15 protein-coding genes are annotated in these 14,935 nt (G+C 60.3%); 9 read left to right on the top strand and 6 right to left on the bottom strand.

Translation table 11 applies throughout. The features are described from left to right. Nucleotides 1–26: 26 nt before the first annotated feature. Genes ACXADQ_RS00775 through ACXADQ_RS00785 form a run of 3 tightly spaced genes read right to left on the bottom strand, consistent with a single transcriptional unit; the run spans nucleotide 27 to nucleotide 2,456 of the window. Nucleotides 27–332 carry an SHOCT domain-containing protein gene (locus ACXADQ_RS00775; protein ID WP_222481198.1) on the bottom strand — a complete coding sequence of 102 codons (306 nt, stop codon included), beginning with the start codon at nucleotides 330–332 and terminating at the stop codon, nucleotides 27–29. After that, nucleotides 268–1,734, bottom strand: coding sequence for an ATP-binding protein (locus tag ACXADQ_RS00780; protein ID WP_475313963.1), 1,467 nt, complete (start codon nucleotides 1,732–1,734; stop codon nucleotides 268–270). The genes ACXADQ_RS00775 and ACXADQ_RS00780 overlap by 65 nt, the downstream gene beginning before the upstream one ends. Next, complete coding sequence (locus tag ACXADQ_RS00785) at nucleotides 1,734–2,456, bottom strand: response regulator (RefSeq protein ID WP_275394925.1); 723 nt, start codon at nucleotides 2,454–2,456, stop codon at nucleotides 1,734–1,736. The genes ACXADQ_RS00780 and ACXADQ_RS00785 overlap by 1 nt, the downstream gene beginning before the upstream one ends. A gap of 188 nt (nucleotides 2,457–2,644) precedes the next feature. Here ACXADQ_RS00785 and ACXADQ_RS00790 point away from each other — a divergent pair, with 188 nt between their 5' ends. The 9 genes from ACXADQ_RS00790 to ACXADQ_RS00830 all read left to right on the top strand — a co-directional run bounded on the left by ACXADQ_RS00790 (nucleotide 2,645) and on the right by ACXADQ_RS00830 (nucleotide 10,384). After that, complete coding sequence (locus tag ACXADQ_RS00790; RefSeq protein ID WP_475313973.1) at nucleotides 2,645–3,118, top strand: rhodanese-like domain-containing protein; 474 nt, start codon at nucleotides 2,645–2,647, stop codon at nucleotides 3,116–3,118. 88 nt (nucleotides 3,119–3,206) lie between these two features. After that, complete coding sequence (locus ACXADQ_RS00795; protein WP_012187040.1) at nucleotides 3,207–3,644, top strand: ion channel; 438 nt, start codon at nucleotides 3,207–3,209, stop codon at nucleotides 3,642–3,644. Nucleotides 3,645–3,805: 161 nt separating this feature from the next. Continuing rightward, nucleotides 3,806–4,255 (top strand): DUF6010 family protein, encoded by a 450-nt coding sequence (locus ACXADQ_RS00800; protein WP_012187041.1) that lies wholly within the window; start codon nucleotides 3,806–3,808, stop codon nucleotides 4,253–4,255. A gap of 3 nt (nucleotides 4,256–4,258) precedes the next feature. Then, a complete protein-coding gene (locus ACXADQ_RS00805; RefSeq protein WP_092813037.1) occupies nucleotides 4,259–4,921 on the top strand; it encodes a TVP38/TMEM64 family protein in 663 nt (220 codons plus the stop codon). A gap of 1 nt (nucleotide 4,922) precedes the next feature. Beyond that, complete coding sequence (locus tag ACXADQ_RS00810; protein WP_475313984.1) at nucleotides 4,923–5,915, top strand: cation diffusion facilitator family transporter; 993 nt, start codon at nucleotides 4,923–4,925, stop codon at nucleotides 5,913–5,915. A gap of 557 nt (nucleotides 5,916–6,472) precedes the next feature. Further along, nucleotides 6,473–8,038 carry an IS21 family transposase gene (gene istA, locus ACXADQ_RS00815; RefSeq protein WP_008335500.1) on the top strand — a complete coding sequence of 522 codons (1,566 nt, stop codon included), beginning with the start codon at nucleotides 6,473–6,475 and terminating at the stop codon, nucleotides 8,036–8,038. After that, a complete protein-coding gene (gene istB, locus ACXADQ_RS00820) occupies nucleotides 7,971–8,699 on the top strand; it encodes an IS21-like element helper ATPase IstB (RefSeq protein ID WP_083783480.1) in 729 nt (242 codons plus the stop codon). Before istA ends, istB begins: the two co-directional genes overlap by 68 nt. 117 nt (nucleotides 8,700–8,816) lie before the next feature. Next, nucleotides 8,817–9,587: a class I adenylate-forming enzyme family protein gene (locus ACXADQ_RS00825; protein ID WP_008335485.1), complete on the top strand. Its 771-nt coding sequence runs from the start codon at nucleotides 8,817–8,819 to the stop codon at nucleotides 9,585–9,587. 50 nt (nucleotides 9,588–9,637) lie between these two features. Then, nucleotides 9,638–10,384, top strand: a complete 747-nt coding sequence (locus tag ACXADQ_RS00830; protein ID WP_008335487.1) for a FadR/GntR family transcriptional regulator — start codon at nucleotides 9,638–9,640, stop codon at nucleotides 10,382–10,384. A gap of 207 nt (nucleotides 10,385–10,591) precedes the next feature. On the opposite strand, the gene ACXADQ_RS00835 is transcribed toward ACXADQ_RS00830, so the two are convergent. The 3 genes from ACXADQ_RS00835 to ACXADQ_RS00845 form a co-directional block, all read right to left on the bottom strand. Then, nucleotides 10,592–12,013 carry a hypothetical protein gene (locus ACXADQ_RS00835; protein ID WP_235917316.1) on the bottom strand — a complete coding sequence of 474 codons (1,422 nt, stop codon included), beginning with the start codon at nucleotides 12,011–12,013 and terminating at the stop codon, nucleotides 10,592–10,594. Between the two features lie 262 nt (nucleotides 12,014–12,275). After that, nucleotides 12,276–13,874 (bottom strand): fatty acyl-CoA synthetase, encoded by a 1,599-nt coding sequence (locus ACXADQ_RS00840; RefSeq protein ID WP_008335492.1) that lies wholly within the window; start codon nucleotides 13,872–13,874, stop codon nucleotides 12,276–12,278. Nucleotides 13,875–14,059: 185 nt separating this feature from the next. Continuing rightward, nucleotides 14,060–14,839, bottom strand: a complete 780-nt coding sequence (locus ACXADQ_RS00845) for a TRAP transporter substrate-binding protein (protein ID WP_008335495.1) — start codon at nucleotides 14,837–14,839, stop codon at nucleotides 14,060–14,062. Nucleotides 14,840–14,935 lie beyond the last annotated feature (96 nt).

A 14,935-nucleotide genomic window follows, 5' to 3' on the forward strand; every position in this document is an offset into this window, starting at 1 on the left:
GACGGCTTTGGCGTCCGCGGCGGGGTCTATTCGTCGAGCGTTGCTTTGCGGCGACGGAACTCTTCTTCGTCGATTTCCCCATTTGCAAAGCGGCGCCTGAGCGCTTCCTGCGCGTCCGAGTCCGGGGGACGGGTGCCATTGTCCCGCAGCCTGAACACCAGAAACACCACCAATGCGATCAGCGCACCCCAGAAGGCGAGCATCATGAAGCCGCCCATAAAGCCATAGCCACTGCCCCACATGTGCCCCGTCCAGGAGCCTGGTCCATCAGCCTGCGCCATGCTGGCGGGCAAGCTGGCCAGCAACGGCAGGATCAACGCGTTCAGTTTCATCTGTTTCTCCTTCGATCAGTTCGGTTTCATCCAACGGGATGGTGACAACAGCGCGCAAACCCGCGCTGTTCTGATTGACCAGCTGGATATCGCCGCCATGGGATTGGACGATTGTCCTCGCGATTGAGAGCCCAAGCCCATAACCGCCCGTTTCCAGAGACCTCGATTGCTCGAGGCGATAGAACGGATCGAAGACCTTTTCCAACTGGTCGACGGGAATGCCGGGCCCATTGTCATCGATGTTGAGTACGAGGTTCGAACCGTGGGTCGCCCAGCTGACTTTTGCGGCACCACCGTAGCGAACGGCGTTCTCAAGCAAGTTCCTCAGTGCCCTTCGGAACGCGTTGGGTCGAAGCCGCACGGCAACATCATCACTCGGGGCAAAGGTGCAGTGTGCCGCCATATCGCTGCACAAGCTGTCCAGAAAATTGCGCAGATCGACCACTTCGGCACCTTCGGATCCGGTAAGGCCGCGTGCAAAGGTGAGCGTCGCTTCGACCATACTCTGCATCTCTTCGACCGATGCGATGAGGCTGTCCCGCGTCTCTTCTTCGTCAACCAGCTCCGCGCGGACACGCATGGCAGTCAACGGCGAGCGTAAATCGTGGCCAAGGGCTGCGAGCATACGTGTACGATCACTGACAAACCGGGTCAGCCGTCGTTGCATGCGGTTGAAGGCGACGGTCAGGTCCTTGACCTCGGTCGGTCCTGCGACCGTCAATTCGCCCACATCTTCGCCTCGGCCAAGATGGTCCGCGGCCTTGGACAGTGTCCGAAGAGGACGTGTCAGGCGCGTCAAGACAAACCAGAAGATCGCCACCAGAAGCAGTCCGGCGGAAATTCCGAAGGTCAGCATCGAATAGAAAGGCCATTGGATTGGCGGACGCTCGAACCGCGTTCCGACATTCAGCCAGCGCGCTCCCTTGATGGCGATCGACAGGTTCATTTCAACCGCCGTCAACTCTCCGCGCATCATCGCGAGATGCATTTCCGTCATCTCGTCCGAGAGGTTGGGAAGGGGCCGCAACTCGCCTTCGACCTCGTGCAATTCAATGCGAATGTCCCGGCTGTAGCTGTCGTCCATCAGGGCGCGTATTCGCGCTTCCACGATGCCGCCGTCCGAGTGACCGGTGTGATCCACGATCGGAGCGTCCGACAGATCGAACCGGATCAGAGGCGAATTCGCCGCGCGAAGGATCGAGTCCTGCAGATCCAACGGAGCCTCCTCGATCAACCGCGCGACATTCGCTGCGCGACCCGCGGCCTCAAACCCCAATGCAGCACGGATCGCAAGGCTGCGCTCGTCAGCGAACAGGAACAGGCTGATCGCCTGGGCCATGACAAGTACCGCGACCACAAGCAAGATCAACTGGCCGCTCAGAGACCTCATCGCACGGCGCATCACGGCGCATCCTCGACATCGGCAGCCAGACAGTATCCGCCGTTCCGCACCGTTTTGATGACACTGGGCCTAAGTACATCCGGCTCGATTTTGCGGCGGAGGCGGCTGATCTGATTGTCGATGGTGCGATCCATCGGGCCTGCCGTCCGACCAGCGGTCAGGTCAAGCAATTGGTCACGGCTGAGCACCATCCTCGCGCGTTCCAGCAGGACCGCCAGCAATTTGAACTCGGAGGTCGTCAATGGCGTCTCTGTGGCGGTCTCATCGATCAGCACCTGCCGGTCGGTATCCAGTATCCAATGCGCAAAACTAACTTTCCTGCCAGCGAGGCTTCCGGCCACAGGTTCGTTGCGGTTGCTTCTCCGAAGAACCGACTTGATGCGGGCGAGCAGTTCTCGTGGATTGAACGGCTTGGCCAGATAATCGTCCGCACCGATTTCCAGCCCCACGATCCGATCCGTTTCCTCACCAAGCGCCGTCAGCATGATGATCGGAAGATCACCCTCTGGCGCAAGTCTGCGGCAAACCGACAAACCGTCCTCGCCCGGCATCATGACATCGAGCACGAGGAGGTCGAAGTGACCGGTGGCCAGCTTGGCATCCATCTCCACGGCATCCCTGGCGACGGTCGTGCGCATTCCATTCTTCTCCAGGAAGCGCGCGACGCTTTCGCGTATCTGAGCGTGGTCGTCCACGATAAGGATATGAGGTGGCGGTCCCATGGCGTCCTTCCTAGATCATCGTTGCACCGTGTTTCATGGGTAGAATTGTAGCCGTTTGTATCAGGTCAGTCCCTTGCTACAGATGGATACAAATCTGTGCCTGCACCGTATCGTGCTCCCGGGTAGCGTCGCGGGTATGTTATGTGCCCTTTGGGATCGCAACCGATCAAAGGATGAGGTTTTCGAATATGGCTCTTGATTTGAACCGGCGCCGTTTCGTTCTGGGTGCTCATATGATGGTGCTGACCGTCACGGCGTCACCGCTGTTGGCGCAGAGCCGATCTGTCTGGTCGGCAGAGAATGCCTTTGACGCGCTTCTATCGGATACGGCGCGGATCATCGATGTCAGAACGCACAAAGAGTGGCAAGAAACCGGCGTAGGTGCTGGTGTATGGCCGATAAGCATGCACGCGTCCGGTTTTCCGGACCGATTGTTCAGGGCCAAGGAACTGAGCGGTGATCGCACTGTTGGACTGATCTGCGCCACTGGCGGACGCTCCGCATCGCTGCTTCGAGCGTTGAGACAAGCTGGTTATTCGGGCTACGCCGATATCTCGGAAGGGATGTTGGGATCAGGCGAAGGGCCTGGCTGGATCGCATCGAACTTGCCAACCGTTCCGGTGGATGTCGCCCTGAACGGGTTGCCCCCCGCGTTGGCCTGACCAGTGAAGAATCAATTGGTCCCGTTGTGCTAAAAGCCTGATGTATGGTCAAATTGACCTGTTTGAACAGGAAGACGGGTTTGGGTGTATGACCGAGTTGATGGCTATGTTTGTCGGAATATGCGCGGCGATCGTGATGGGAATTGTCCATCATTATGCGTTGTCGGGCATTCTGAAGTTTTCCCCGCAGCGGTCGGATGGCTCCGGCTTTCGGATCATCCTGACGTTTTCCGCGTTGCTGTTGCTGCACGTATTGGAACTTGTGACGCTCGCCGTGTTCAACACGATGGTGGTGGCAAGCGTTCTGCCGCAATCGTTCAGCAACAGCCCGCCGATGTTTCAGGATGTTCTCTATGTTACGGGCATCTCGTTCTCGACCCTTGGCTATTCGTCCATAGAGGTGGTCGGGCCCTTTCGACTGTTGCTGATGCTGCAATCGCTTTTGGGCTTCATGTTGCTGACCTGGTCAGCGACGTTTCTTTACTCAGCCTGCCAGCAAGTCTGGCAGAAGGCGAAAGATGACTGAAAATCGCCACGCGCGTCGGACATGAGCTTGGCGTCAGCGTCAAATACGTCCTGATATCGGTCCTTTGACCTCACCGTGGAACGGTTGAGTGAGCGCTGCGTTGCGCGCGTGGATGAATAGCCCTTGACCTTCCAGTTGCTGGAATCCCTAGGTACAAAGCCATGGCACAGATTTTCGAAAAGACAGGCGATCACGTATCGCACCATCGACACGGGGATATCTTGAAATCTCCCGTATGGGTTGGCGTGTTGTTTGTCTTGCTCACAATGCCGGCTCACCTGTTTTTGGATGAAAAGAGCTCGATAGCTCTTGCTTCGATCACGCTTGCTTTGATTGGCGGTGCCTATATCGGCTTTGGCGCCGCGGACGGCAGAGCGCGCGTGTTCTGGGCAGAGCTCGCCGTCGCCCTTTTGTTCGGCTCGGCAGCCTTTTTGGGGCTGATATGGCATTGGGCTTTCCTTCCCTTGGGCTTGGCCCTGCACGCCCTTTGGGACATGTCACACCACAATTCTTATCGTCTCGCCCGGATTCCGAACTGGTATATTCCATTCTGCGTGGCCTTTGACCTTTTGGCAGCGACGTTTTTCGTTCTGCTCTATGCCGTGTTTTGATCCATGATGATGCGCATCCTTCTTATTGCGGTGTTCCTGATGGGAGTCGTCGCATTGGCCTTCCCGGACGTCCTTGGCGTTGACATTCGCCTGCCGGATCGCGCGGAAATTGACCGCTGGATCGAGGCGGCAGGTCTTGCCGGACCAATTGTTATCGTGGCGCTTATGACAATCGCTATCGTGGCAAGCCCCCTGCCCTCGGCGCCGATCGCACTCGCCGCCGGAGCGGCTTATGGGCACACGTTCGGGACACTCTTTGTCGTTCTTGGCGCGGAACTCGGTGCGCTTGCCGCTTTTGGTCTGGCCCGCGGTCTCGGTCGTCCCTTCGTTGAGCGTCATCTCGGTCAGAAGATTAACACAGGCCTGTTCGGATCGCAGAACACTCTGACCTTCTTGGTCTTCGGCAGTCGCCTGCTGCCGTTTCTGTCCTTCGATATGATCAGTTACGCCGCAGGTCTGAGCAAGCTGCATCTTTGGAGGTTCGCGCTGGCCACGATGGCCGGGATTATTCCAGCGAGTTTTTTGCTCGCTCACATGGGCAACCAGGCGATGAACGGAGATGCCCGCACTGCCACATGGACCGCGCTTGCGCTCGGTGGCTTTACCGGCCTGTCGGTTCTCTTCGCCGCGACGCGAAAGACCGGCACACAAGGGGAGGAGAGCTGATATGGCCAGTCATTCTCACGCCGGGCACATGCCGAGTTCCGGCAAGGCCCTTGTGATTTCGGCCTGGCTCACCGGCGTCTACTTCGTGATTGAACTGGCCGTCGGGCTCTGGACTGGCTCGATTGCCGTCCTGTCGGATGCGTTTCACACCCTGTCGGCGGTTGGCGGCGTTCTCGTGGCCATCATCGCGCAGCGCATTGCGCGCCGCCCGGCGGATTCGGCGCGGAGTTTCGGCTGGTACCGCGCCGAGATCATCGGGGCACTGGTGAATGGCGGCTTTCTTCTGGGAATGGCGCTACTGGTGATCTGGATGGGCGCGATGCGGCTCGGGAATCCGATTCACCTGGCCACGGGTCCCATGCTCTGGGTCGCCTTCGGAGGCCTGGTCACCGAAGTGATCTCGCTGGGGCTGATGTGGCAATCGAGCAAGGACGATCTGAATGCCCGTGGTGCGCTCTGGCACATCATCCAGACCTTTGTCGGCAGCCTCCTGATCATCGTCACCGCTCTAGTGATCGAGTTCACCGGCTTTCTGGCGATTGACCCGATCCTCGGCATGGCGTTCGGGGTGGTTCTCCTCTGGGCCTCCGTCGGCGTCATCAAGGAAGCGGTTCACATTCTCATGGAAGGCACGCCAGAGGGAACGGATCTCGAGGCTGTGATGGCGGACCTGAACGGCCAGGACGGGGTTCTGGATGTTCACCATGTGCATGCCTGGACGCTGACCAGCGGCAAGCACGCATTTTCTGCCCATATCCGCCATGGTGAGCCCGCAGAGGCCTCAGACCTGCTGAACCGGGCCTATCATCGACTGACGGAACAATATGGGTTTCACATGGTCACGCTGCAGCTCGAAACCGCGTGTCTCGACGAGCGCCACGCGCGGGATCTCGATGTGACGCTCCCAGAAAGCCAACGTGTGTCGCCCGACGCCGCCGATAGCCATGCCGCCCATGCGGACCCGCTCGACAGCGCAGCTGTCACTGTACCCTAATTAATCAGATTCTGCGGATTGGAAGCGTTTTCGGCAGATTCTGTACCCTTAATTGCAATATATCCACAGGGCGCTGCGTCAGTGGCTGACACAGCTTTGGCGCTTCCAGATTGCATCGGCTCGTGCCAGAAGCGCTTGACGATCTGCATCGGCACCGAGCTCGGAGATGGCCTGACGGGCAGCGTCTAGGGCCTGCGCAGACGTCTTTTTGGGCGACGTCGCCCTGGCAGATCGGTCAACGGGACTGCTTTCCTGCCGACGTCTTCGCGGAAGTCGCATATCGAGGTTCATCGACAGCTTGCGCACCTTCTCAATCAAACGTCTGCGCTGAGGAAAGGCGCGTCGGAGATCCCAGAATGCTTGTTCATTTCCGCGCAGCAAGATGGCCACTCCCAATAATGGACGGGCTGAGCAGACATCGACAGCTGCGAGTGCTATTGACCTGTGAACCGGCATGCAAGATTGACCCCTGTATTGGGGTAATCGGCGTCCAAAAGTGACCCCCCTGATATTTCTGTTCAGAAGCTTCCTCAAAGGATTGAGGGAGCGATTTGGGGATGTTGGTTGTGGAGACGATTGCGAAGATCAGGCGGGCGCATTTCATCCAGGGGAAGTCGATCAAGCAGATCTGCCGGGAGCTGCGGGTATCACGGAACACGGTGCGGAAGGTGGTGCGGTCCGGGGCAACCGAGTTCAGCTATGACCGGTCCACGCAGCCCCGCCCCAAGATCGACCCGTGGCGGTCCGATCTGGATGAGATGCTGGCTGAGAATGACCGGCAACCCAAACGCCAGCGGCTGACACTGGTTCGGATTTACGAAGAGCTGCGCAACCGGGGTTATGACGGCAGCTATGATGCGGTGCGGCGCTATGCGGCGAGTTGGTCGAAGGCGACCCGGGAAGCTTCCGCCGCTGCCTACGTGCCGCTGAGCTTCGACCCGGGCGAAGCCTATCAGTTCGACTGGAGCCATGAGGTTGTCCTGATTGACGGCGTGACCACGACGGTGAAGGTTGCGCATGTGCGCCTGAGCCACAGCCGGATGCCGTTTGTGCGGGCCTATCCCAGAGAGACACAGGAGATGGTGTTCGACGCCCACGACAAGGCGTTTGCCTTCTTCGGTGGGGCCTGTGCGCGGGGCATCTACGACAATATGAAGACCGCCGTTGACGCGATCTTCATTGGCAAGGATCGGGCCTATAACCGGCGGTTCCAGCAGATGTGCGGCCATTACCTGGTCGACCCGGTGGCCTGTACCCCGGCCTCGGGCTGGGAGAAAGGCCAAGTCGAGAACCAGGTCGGCGTGATCCGCCGGCGCTTCTTCGTGCCGCGTCCGAAGTTCAAATCCTATGCCGAGTTGAACGCCTGGCTGGAGGATCGCTGCCTGGCCTATGCCAAGGCGAACAAACATCCAGAGTTGCGCGACAAGACGATCTGGGAGGTGTTCGAGGACGAGCGCCCGAGCCTTGTGCCTTACGTCGGCCCTTTCGATGGATTCCATGCAGTTCCCGCATCGGTGTCCAAGACCTGCCTCGTGCGGTTCGACAAGAACCGCTACTCGGTCGATGCCCGGGCGGTCGGGCGGCCGGTGGAGATCAGGGCCTATGCCGCCCGGCTGGAATGCTGGCAGGATGGGCAAATCGTTGGCCAGCATGAGCGGGCCTTCGGGCGGGACAAAACCATCTTCGATCCCCTGCATTACATCCCCGTTCTGGCCCGCAAACCCGGCGCCCTTCGCAACGGGGCGCCCTTCAGGGAATGGGAGCTGCCGGTGCCAATCCGCCGCGTGTGGCGCAAGCTGGAACGCCAGCCGGGCGGTGACCGGCAGATGGTCGACATCCTGAGCGCCGTGCTGACCGACGGGATTGATGCGGTCGAGGCGGCCTGCGCCGAAGCCCTGTCGCACAATGTCCATTCCGCAGGCGTCGTGCTGAACATCCTGGCCCGGCACCGCGAGCCGCCACCACCCCTGACAATCACCACCCCGGATGCGCTGAAGCTGGCCTGCGAGCCCATTGCCGACTGCAACCGATATGACAGCCTGAGGAGAACACAGAATGGAAAGATCCGAGGTAATCGACGCGATGGGAAAGCTGAGGCTCTACGGAATGAGGGCCGCCTATGACGAGGTCCTGACCACCGCCGTCAAACGCCAGCACGAGCCGCAACAGATCATTGGTGACCTGCTGACCGCCGAGATCAGGGAGAAGCAGGCCCGGTCAGTCAAATACCAAATGACCATCGCCAAGTTGCCGCTCGCCAAGGAACTGGAGGAGTTCGACTTCGAGGCCGCCGAGGTTAACGAGACCCTGATCCGCGACCTGGCCAACGGCGACTTCCTCGACCATCAGCGCAACCTCGTCCTGATCGGCGGCACAGGCACCGGCAAAACCCATCTTGCCGTCAGCATCGCCCGGACCTGTATCCGGGCAGGGCGCCGGGGCCGGTTCTTCAACGTGGTCGACCTGGTGAACAAGCTCGATGCCGAAGCCCGCGCCGAGCGCCAGGGCCGGACCGCCGACCTGATCTCCCGCCTCGACTTCCTGATCCTGGACGAGCTCGGCTATCTGCCCTTCGCCCAGACCGGCGGCCAATTGCTGTTCCACCTGATCAGCAAACTCTACGAACGCACATCCATCATCGTCACCACCAACCTGGCCTTCGGCGAATGGCCCAGCGTCTTCGGCGATGCCAAGATGACCACCGCACTGCTCGACCGGCTCACCCACCATTGCGAAATCGTCGAAACCGGTAACGAAAGCTGGCGCTTCAAGAACCGCGCATAGCGCCAACCCGAAACCCCGCAGGCCCGCCGCCGCTGCGCTATGTGAGGGCTACGCAGCGCCGGGCCTGCTCACCACCAAGGGGGTCAATATTGGATGCCGATAGGGGGTCAAACTTCAATGCCGATTGACACCGCGATGTACAATCTGTGCCTGCTCGACCCCGATTTCCGTTCCTTTGATCTGGACTGCTGGAGGGTGGCCGGTTTCGGCGGTGCGCCTATGCCGCAATCCACAATTGCGGCGCTGGCAAGGGACCTGCCGAACATGGTGCTGCACAATGTCTACGGGTCGACCGAAACCACATCGCCGGTCACCATCATGCCGGGCGGCCAGATCGCAGAACATGCCGATACTGTGGGACAGGTGCTGCCCCTTGCTGACATCATCGTGGTCGACGACGCTGGTCGTGAAGTGGCCCCCGGCGAAAGCGGAGAGCTTCTGATCGGAGGACCGATGGTGGTGCCGGGATACTGGGAGAACCCGGAAGGCAATGCCAAGGGGTTCACCGGCGGATACTGGGTGTCGGGCGACATCGGTTCAAAAGACGAGAATGGCTTCGTCCGCGTCTTCGACCGCAAGAAGGACATGATCAACCGCGCGGGCTTCAAGGTCTACTGTATCGAGGTCGAGGACGTGCTGGCGTCGCATTCCTTGGTCGTTGAAGCGGCAGTGGTGGGCGTCCCTGACGACGTGTTGGGCGAGCGGGTGCACGCCTACATTTTCCTGGATGGAAATCAGGTGGACGCGGACGAGATCAAAAATTATTGTTCTGCCCGACTATCCGACTATAAGGTTCCCGACCTCGTGACCTTTCTGGATGGGCCATTGCCGCGCAATGCGAACGGCAAGGTCTTGAAGAACGTGCTGCGGGACATCAAGACGGCCTGACACCTTGCGGTGATCAAGGTCGGCGCGGTGCGCGGAACTATGGGAGCACAATGGTTCAAGACCTAAAAATCGAGGCGTTGTCGGCGCCGCCGGCCTATCAGGTCGTGTCGCGCGAGATCCGCAAACTCATCCTGTCGGGCAGTCTCCAACCGGGTGAGCCCTTTCCGTCGGAGCTCAGTCTTGCCGAGAAACTTGGGGTCAACAGGTCCACCGTGCGCGAGGGGATCCGTCAGCTCGAAGCCGACGGGCTGGTCCGGCGTTCGGGACGCCGGCGACTTTTCGTGTCGATCCCGGACACGTCGCAGATCGCGCCGCGCGCCACCGATGCCATGGTCCTGTCACGCATTACGTTCCTCGAACTCTGGGAGGTGTGTCGTGAGGTCGAACCGCTTTCGGCGAGACTGGCGGCAATCCACCGGACAGAAGATCAATTGGTTCCGCTGCGGGCAAACCTGATCGAATTCCGGGATGCGATGGAAACAGGACGGGCGGATTACGAGATCGACCTCGCGTTTCACGCATTGATTGCGGAGGCGAGCAACAATGTCGCGCTTCTACTGACCCGTTTCCCGATCGGGCAGTTGCTTTTTCCGGCCTCGCGGCACCTCAAACCGGTGCTCGAGCAGGCCCGGCCGCGCGAGATGGCAGCGCATGAAAAGATCTTCGACGCCGTCGAGCGGCAGGATCCGGACGAGGCCGAGCTTTGGATGGCGCGGCACGTCGCGGACCTCAAACGTGGTTGGGACCTCGTCGGCTTGCCCTACGATTTCGAGATCAATCCCTTCGTCTCCACATAATGACACGATAGGCATTCCAAGCGTGCCCTAGATTACGAAAAAGCCGGCGCGGGGAGGTCTCGCGCCGGTCGTCATCCGATGTGTCTGTCGGTCGCCTGAATTCCTACTGGCGATGCTGATCCGGTAGTCTGTCTTGCTGACGCGCAACGTCGAGCTCCTGTCAGGCTAGGGGCGGGGTCCACCCAGGTGGGCAGACCCCGCGAGGGGTCATTGGCTCGGCGTCCAGGGACGGTTGTACGCCCCAACGCGCCAGTCGCCAAATTCGACGAAGCGGGGATCGGATCCCGTCTCCAGCGCGGCCGCGGCCGTGTTGAGTGCCTCGGGCGTGACCTCCGGCCAGGTGCCGGTTTCGATCCGTTCGGCCAGAATTTCAACGATCACGCTGCTTTCTGCGGCCATGAATTCGCAGTGCCCGGTCCCCTGAACGAGGGCCTGCCGATAGAGGTCGGTGGTGCCGGTTTGTTCGACCAGCGCCTCGTACCCCTGCATCAGCGAATAGGGGATGGCCCAGTCTCCCAGCATGTGGATCCGGATGGCGGGAACTTCGAGCTCTCCGGTCGTGGTGCGTCCGTCCCCGGCCCAGAAGTCGAGCGCATAGTTCGACGCCGCGATCCGGGGTTCAGCCTCAATCGTCGCAAGATCGGCCTGAAGGTCCAGCCCGGCTTCGGCATATAGCGCCTCGACCAGCTGTTTCATCGCCGGTGCGGCGTTGGCGTAGAACGCGGCGTAGTCGACGCCTTCGTTTCCGGACAACTGCTGACCCGACGCCGCATTTTCGAAGAGCAGCCGCGCGGTGCCGCCGACATTGCCGGCATTACGCATCGCCGATTTTACCACCATGTCAGCCATCGCGGCGGTATCGGACGTGTCGGGCAGGTCGGTTCCCTCGACCATCCAGGGCGACCACTGACCAATGGCAAAGGCGAGCGCCAGACGGGCGCGACCTTCGGGCGTCTTGCCCGCGTTTTCGATAGCGCTCTTCCACGACGCTCGGATTGCGTCAAGGTTACGATCGCCGCCCGCGCCTGCGTTCGGCAGACCAGCGACCGTCAGATCCGAGGCCTGGCCCAGGCCCTGTGCCACGAAATCTTCCGCCAGCAGCGCCCGCATCGCGAACCAACCGTCCAGAAAACTGTTCATGATCCAGACCGGTGTATGGGCCGCAAGCACCACCGAGCCGTCAATCTTGTCGGGGTAATCTTCGGCCGAGGCGAGGCTGTCCAGACCGCCGCCGGAGCATCCGTATTGCATCACCATGTCGGGCTCGCTTTCGAGCTGGGTGAAGGTGTCCTGAACGGTCTGGAGGTTCAGGATCTCGCGCTGCGGATCGTATTGCCAGAGCCGGAGGGGATGGCGCGCCAGACCGGCAAAGGCATAGCCGCGCGCCAGCAGATCTTCATAACGGGGCGCGTAGCCCGGGACATGGATGAAGCTGGCGAAATCGAGATCGCGCAACAGGCGGCCGTTCCAGTTCTCCGGGACGCGGATGAGCCAGGAAGTGCCGTCGGGCAGAACGCCGCTATGCTCGCGGAATGGGGTTTTGTCCTGTGCCGAGACAGGGGCTGCAAGGCTGGCCGCAAGCGCTAGGCAAAGCATCTTCTGCCCCGCCCGATATGAAAATCGAAACATGGTTCTCCTCCAGGTTGTGTTTTGGATGGCGCAGAGCTCCTCTCGTCCCGCCATCCTGTCAATAAACGTAGATGGCTAAATTTATGAGTGTCAAGTTCATATTTGCGTAAGGTCAAAGCGTTTTTTTTTTCGAAATTGCGCCAATGCACAACTGCTGATCGGCTCCGGACGTCAGACACAAGATTTTAGGGCCGTTGCCAAAGCGGAACAGCTGAAAAGTCGCGACGCTGATCTCTTTGATTAATCAGCGTTTATGGTTACTCTACCCTTCGAATAATACAGCGAACTCCTCACGCAGCTCACGCTTCAGGATCTTCCCGCTCGCATTCTTCGGAAGGCTGTCCCGCAGGGCGATGTGCTTGGGTGTCTTGAATACGCTGAGCGCGCCGCGGCAGTAATCGGTAACCTCTTCGGCGGTCACATTCTGCCCTGGTTTTGGCACCACGACGGCGACGACGGCTTCGATCCACTTCGGATGCGGAACGCCGAAGACAGCAACCTCTGCAACCTTGGGATGTCGAAATATGGTCTCCTCGACCTCGCGGCTCGCGACGTTCTCTCCGCCGGTCTTGATCATGTCCTTCTTGCGGTCGACGACGTAAAGATACCCATCCTCGTCGAACCGTCCGAGGTCGCCACTGTGGAACCAGCCGTTGCGGAACGCCTCTGCCGTCTTATCGGGGTCGTTATAGTAGCAAAGCGTAAGGTGGGGGCTTCTGTGCACGATCTCGCCAACTTCCCCGACCGGGACCTCATCGTCCTGATCGTTGACCACACGCGTCTCGACATTCAGGCCCGGACGGCCCGCGGATCCTAGTTTGGTCAGCTGTTCTTCCGGTCTGAGGATTGTCGCGCAGGGCGCCATTTCGGTCTGGCCATAGAAATTGTAGAGCCGCATGTTCGGCAGTCGCGCCGACAATTCCTCGATGATGGCGGTCGGCATGATAGAGGCGCCGTAATAGCCCTGACGCAGGCTCGACAGGTCGTGCTTGTCAAACTCGGGATGGCGCAGCAGCAGGATCCAGACCGTGGGCGGACAGAAAAGCTTGGTCACCTTTTCCGCCTCGATAGCGGCGAACATGGCCGCCGGGTCGGCCCCATCATGCAGGATGCTGGTCGCGCCGAGGTAGAGGTCGGGGGTCAGGAAGCAATCCAGTTGGGCGCAATGAAAGAGCGGAAGGCAGTGAAGTTCGACAGTGTCCGGCTGCATCTCTCCATCCACGATGACGGTGACGTACTGATCGAGCAGCGCGGAAGTGCTCATCATCGCGCCCTTAGGCCGGGATTCCGTGCCGCTGGTGTACATCATCTGGATCGGGTCGTCGGGCTGGACATCTGTCCAAGGCTCGGAGGCATCGGCACAGGCAAAAAGGTCTTCGACCGGGCTCCACCGGTCGGACACCGCTCCGCCCCCATGCGCGATAGAGAGCAGAATGTCGGGGCCGCCCCCGATCCGGTCCAGCGCCTCCTCCGCGACCGGGCAGAGCGTATCTTGGCAGATCAGGCCACGGGCCCCAGAGTGATCCAGAATGTAGGCGACATCCTCGGCGTTCAGCATGAAGTTGACGGGCGTTGCGATGGCCCCGATCTTTGCGAGCGCAAAGCGGACGATGACGAACGCACGGCTGTTGCGTGACAGGATGGCAACCCTTTCCCCCTTCGATATGCCAAGCGATATCAGTGCATTCGCAGTCCGGTTCACCACGTCGTTCAGATCGGCGAATGTGTCCCGGTGCTCGCGGAAGGCGAGGGCGAGCCGGTCTGGATACCGGGCCGCGCTTCGCCGCAGCAGATCGCCCAGCTGCTGGCTGCGTGCCCTTTGCTGCTCTGCGCCGGTCTGAATCTCGAGACCTGTGTTCATGGTTTTGCCCTCCCTGTCACGGTCGCCATGCGGGCAACCCTCCTGAAAATCTCTGTGTCGCTTTGATGCCCTGTCCGCCTCGGAATGTTGCGACTATTGCGTTAGGCTTGGCCGGTGGTTGAGCCGGCCATGCCCTTGAATGCCAACCGCACGCTTGTACGACCGGCAAGTGCAGGGCGCCCGAATTATTGCCGAAGCGATGTCAATGTGGTCACCAGGCTCTTGCTGGTTTCGTCAGTGATCTCTGACGCGAGTTCGGCAAAGACCGGGTCCCAGGCCGGGGCGAGACGTTGGCGATTTTCTTCGGTCACGCGATAGAGGTTGGCCGTTGTTTCAACCTGTGTCAGCGCGGTCTCGTTGATGGTGCGCAGGCCTTTCGTTCCACTCAATGTTGTTTCGGAGGACACGCGTTCGACGGTTGCCCGCTGCTCTTCGCTCAGCGCATCCCAGACATCCATTCCGACAACGGTAATCAAGGCATTGCCGGTCAGCTGGTAGCCCGAGAAATACGGCGCGACCTCGTACATTGAACTTGCAAGGTAGATCGTTGGAACGGTCAGCGAACAGTCGACGGTTCCAGTCTGAAGTGCGGTGTAGACGTCAGAGGCCGGCAGGGCGACTGGGCTGCCGCCAAGGATCTCGACCTGCTTGGCCTGCCAGCGTCCGGCTGCTCGGATCTTCTTTCCCGCCCAGTCGTCTATGGTTTCGACAAAGGCGTCGCGACAGGCCAGCACGCCGCTGCCCACAGCGTCGAGCGCTTCGGGGATCGAGACCAAACCACCATTGAAAGCGGCCTCGAACTGCACCTCTCCGCCGGTGGCCTCGGCCAGGGTCTCAGCCCATGTCACCCCGATCTGCGAGAATTCGTTCGCGGCATTGAAGGGGAGCGAGTAGGGATGTTCTTCGGCGATCGCCCCCGTCGCGAGACACAGCGCACTTGCCGATATGACTGCAAATTTCTTCATGTGTTTTCCTCCCTGGTTGGTGCGGGCTGATTGCCGCGCACTTGTATCAGCGAGCGCGTCTGCCTCCTCCGACAGGCGCGCAGGCCTTCGGCCCCG

Source organism: Thalassovita sp. ABM4_323, assembly GCF_056158665.1.

What these genes read in the sequence shown, in the direction of transcription:
- ACXADQ_RS00780 (WP_475313963.1), bottom strand. Translation starts at nt 1,734, where the DNA reads ATGCGCCGTGCGATGAGGTCTCTGAGCGGCCAGTTGATCTTGCTTGTG.
- ACXADQ_RS00835 (WP_235917316.1), bottom strand. Translation starts at nt 12,013, where the DNA reads ATGTTTCGATTTTCATATCGGGCGGGGCAGAAGATGCTTTGCCTAGCG.
- ACXADQ_RS00805 (WP_092813037.1), top strand. Translation starts at nt 4,259, where the DNA reads ATGATGATGCGCATCCTTCTTATTGCGGTGTTCCTGATGGGAGTCGTC.
- ACXADQ_RS00800 (WP_012187041.1), top strand. Translation starts at nt 3,806, where the DNA reads ATGGCACAGATTTTCGAAAAGACAGGCGATCACGTATCGCACCATCGA.
- ACXADQ_RS00795 (WP_012187040.1), top strand. Translation starts at nt 3,207, where the DNA reads ATGACCGAGTTGATGGCTATGTTTGTCGGAATATGCGCGGCGATCGTG.
- istB (WP_083783480.1), top strand. Translation starts at nt 7,971, where the DNA reads ATGGAAAGATCCGAGGTAATCGACGCGATGGGAAAGCTGAGGCTCTAC.
- ACXADQ_RS00810 (WP_475313984.1), top strand. Translation starts at nt 4,923, where the DNA reads ATGGCCAGTCATTCTCACGCCGGGCACATGCCGAGTTCCGGCAAGGCC.
- ACXADQ_RS00845 (WP_008335495.1), bottom strand. Translation starts at nt 14,839, where the DNA reads ATGAAGAAATTTGCAGTCATATCGGCAAGTGCGCTGTGTCTCGCGACG.
- ACXADQ_RS00840 (WP_008335492.1), bottom strand. Translation starts at nt 13,874, where the DNA reads ATGAACACAGGTCTCGAGATTCAGACCGGCGCAGAGCAGCAAAGGGCA.
- istA (WP_008335500.1), top strand. Translation starts at nt 6,473, where the DNA reads ATGTTGGTTGTGGAGACGATTGCGAAGATCAGGCGGGCGCATTTCATC.
- ACXADQ_RS00830 (WP_008335487.1), top strand. Translation starts at nt 9,638, where the DNA reads ATGGTTCAAGACCTAAAAATCGAGGCGTTGTCGGCGCCGCCGGCCTAT.
- ACXADQ_RS00825 (WP_008335485.1), top strand. Translation starts at nt 8,817, where the DNA reads ATGCCGATTGACACCGCGATGTACAATCTGTGCCTGCTCGACCCCGAT.
- ACXADQ_RS00785 (WP_275394925.1), bottom strand. Translation starts at nt 2,456, where the DNA reads ATGGGACCGCCACCTCATATCCTTATCGTGGACGACCACGCTCAGATA.
- ACXADQ_RS00790 (WP_475313973.1), top strand. Translation starts at nt 2,645, where the DNA reads ATGGCTCTTGATTTGAACCGGCGCCGTTTCGTTCTGGGTGCTCATATG.
- ACXADQ_RS00775 (WP_222481198.1), bottom strand. Translation starts at nt 332, where the DNA reads ATGAAACTGAACGCGTTGATCCTGCCGTTGCTGGCCAGCTTGCCCGCC.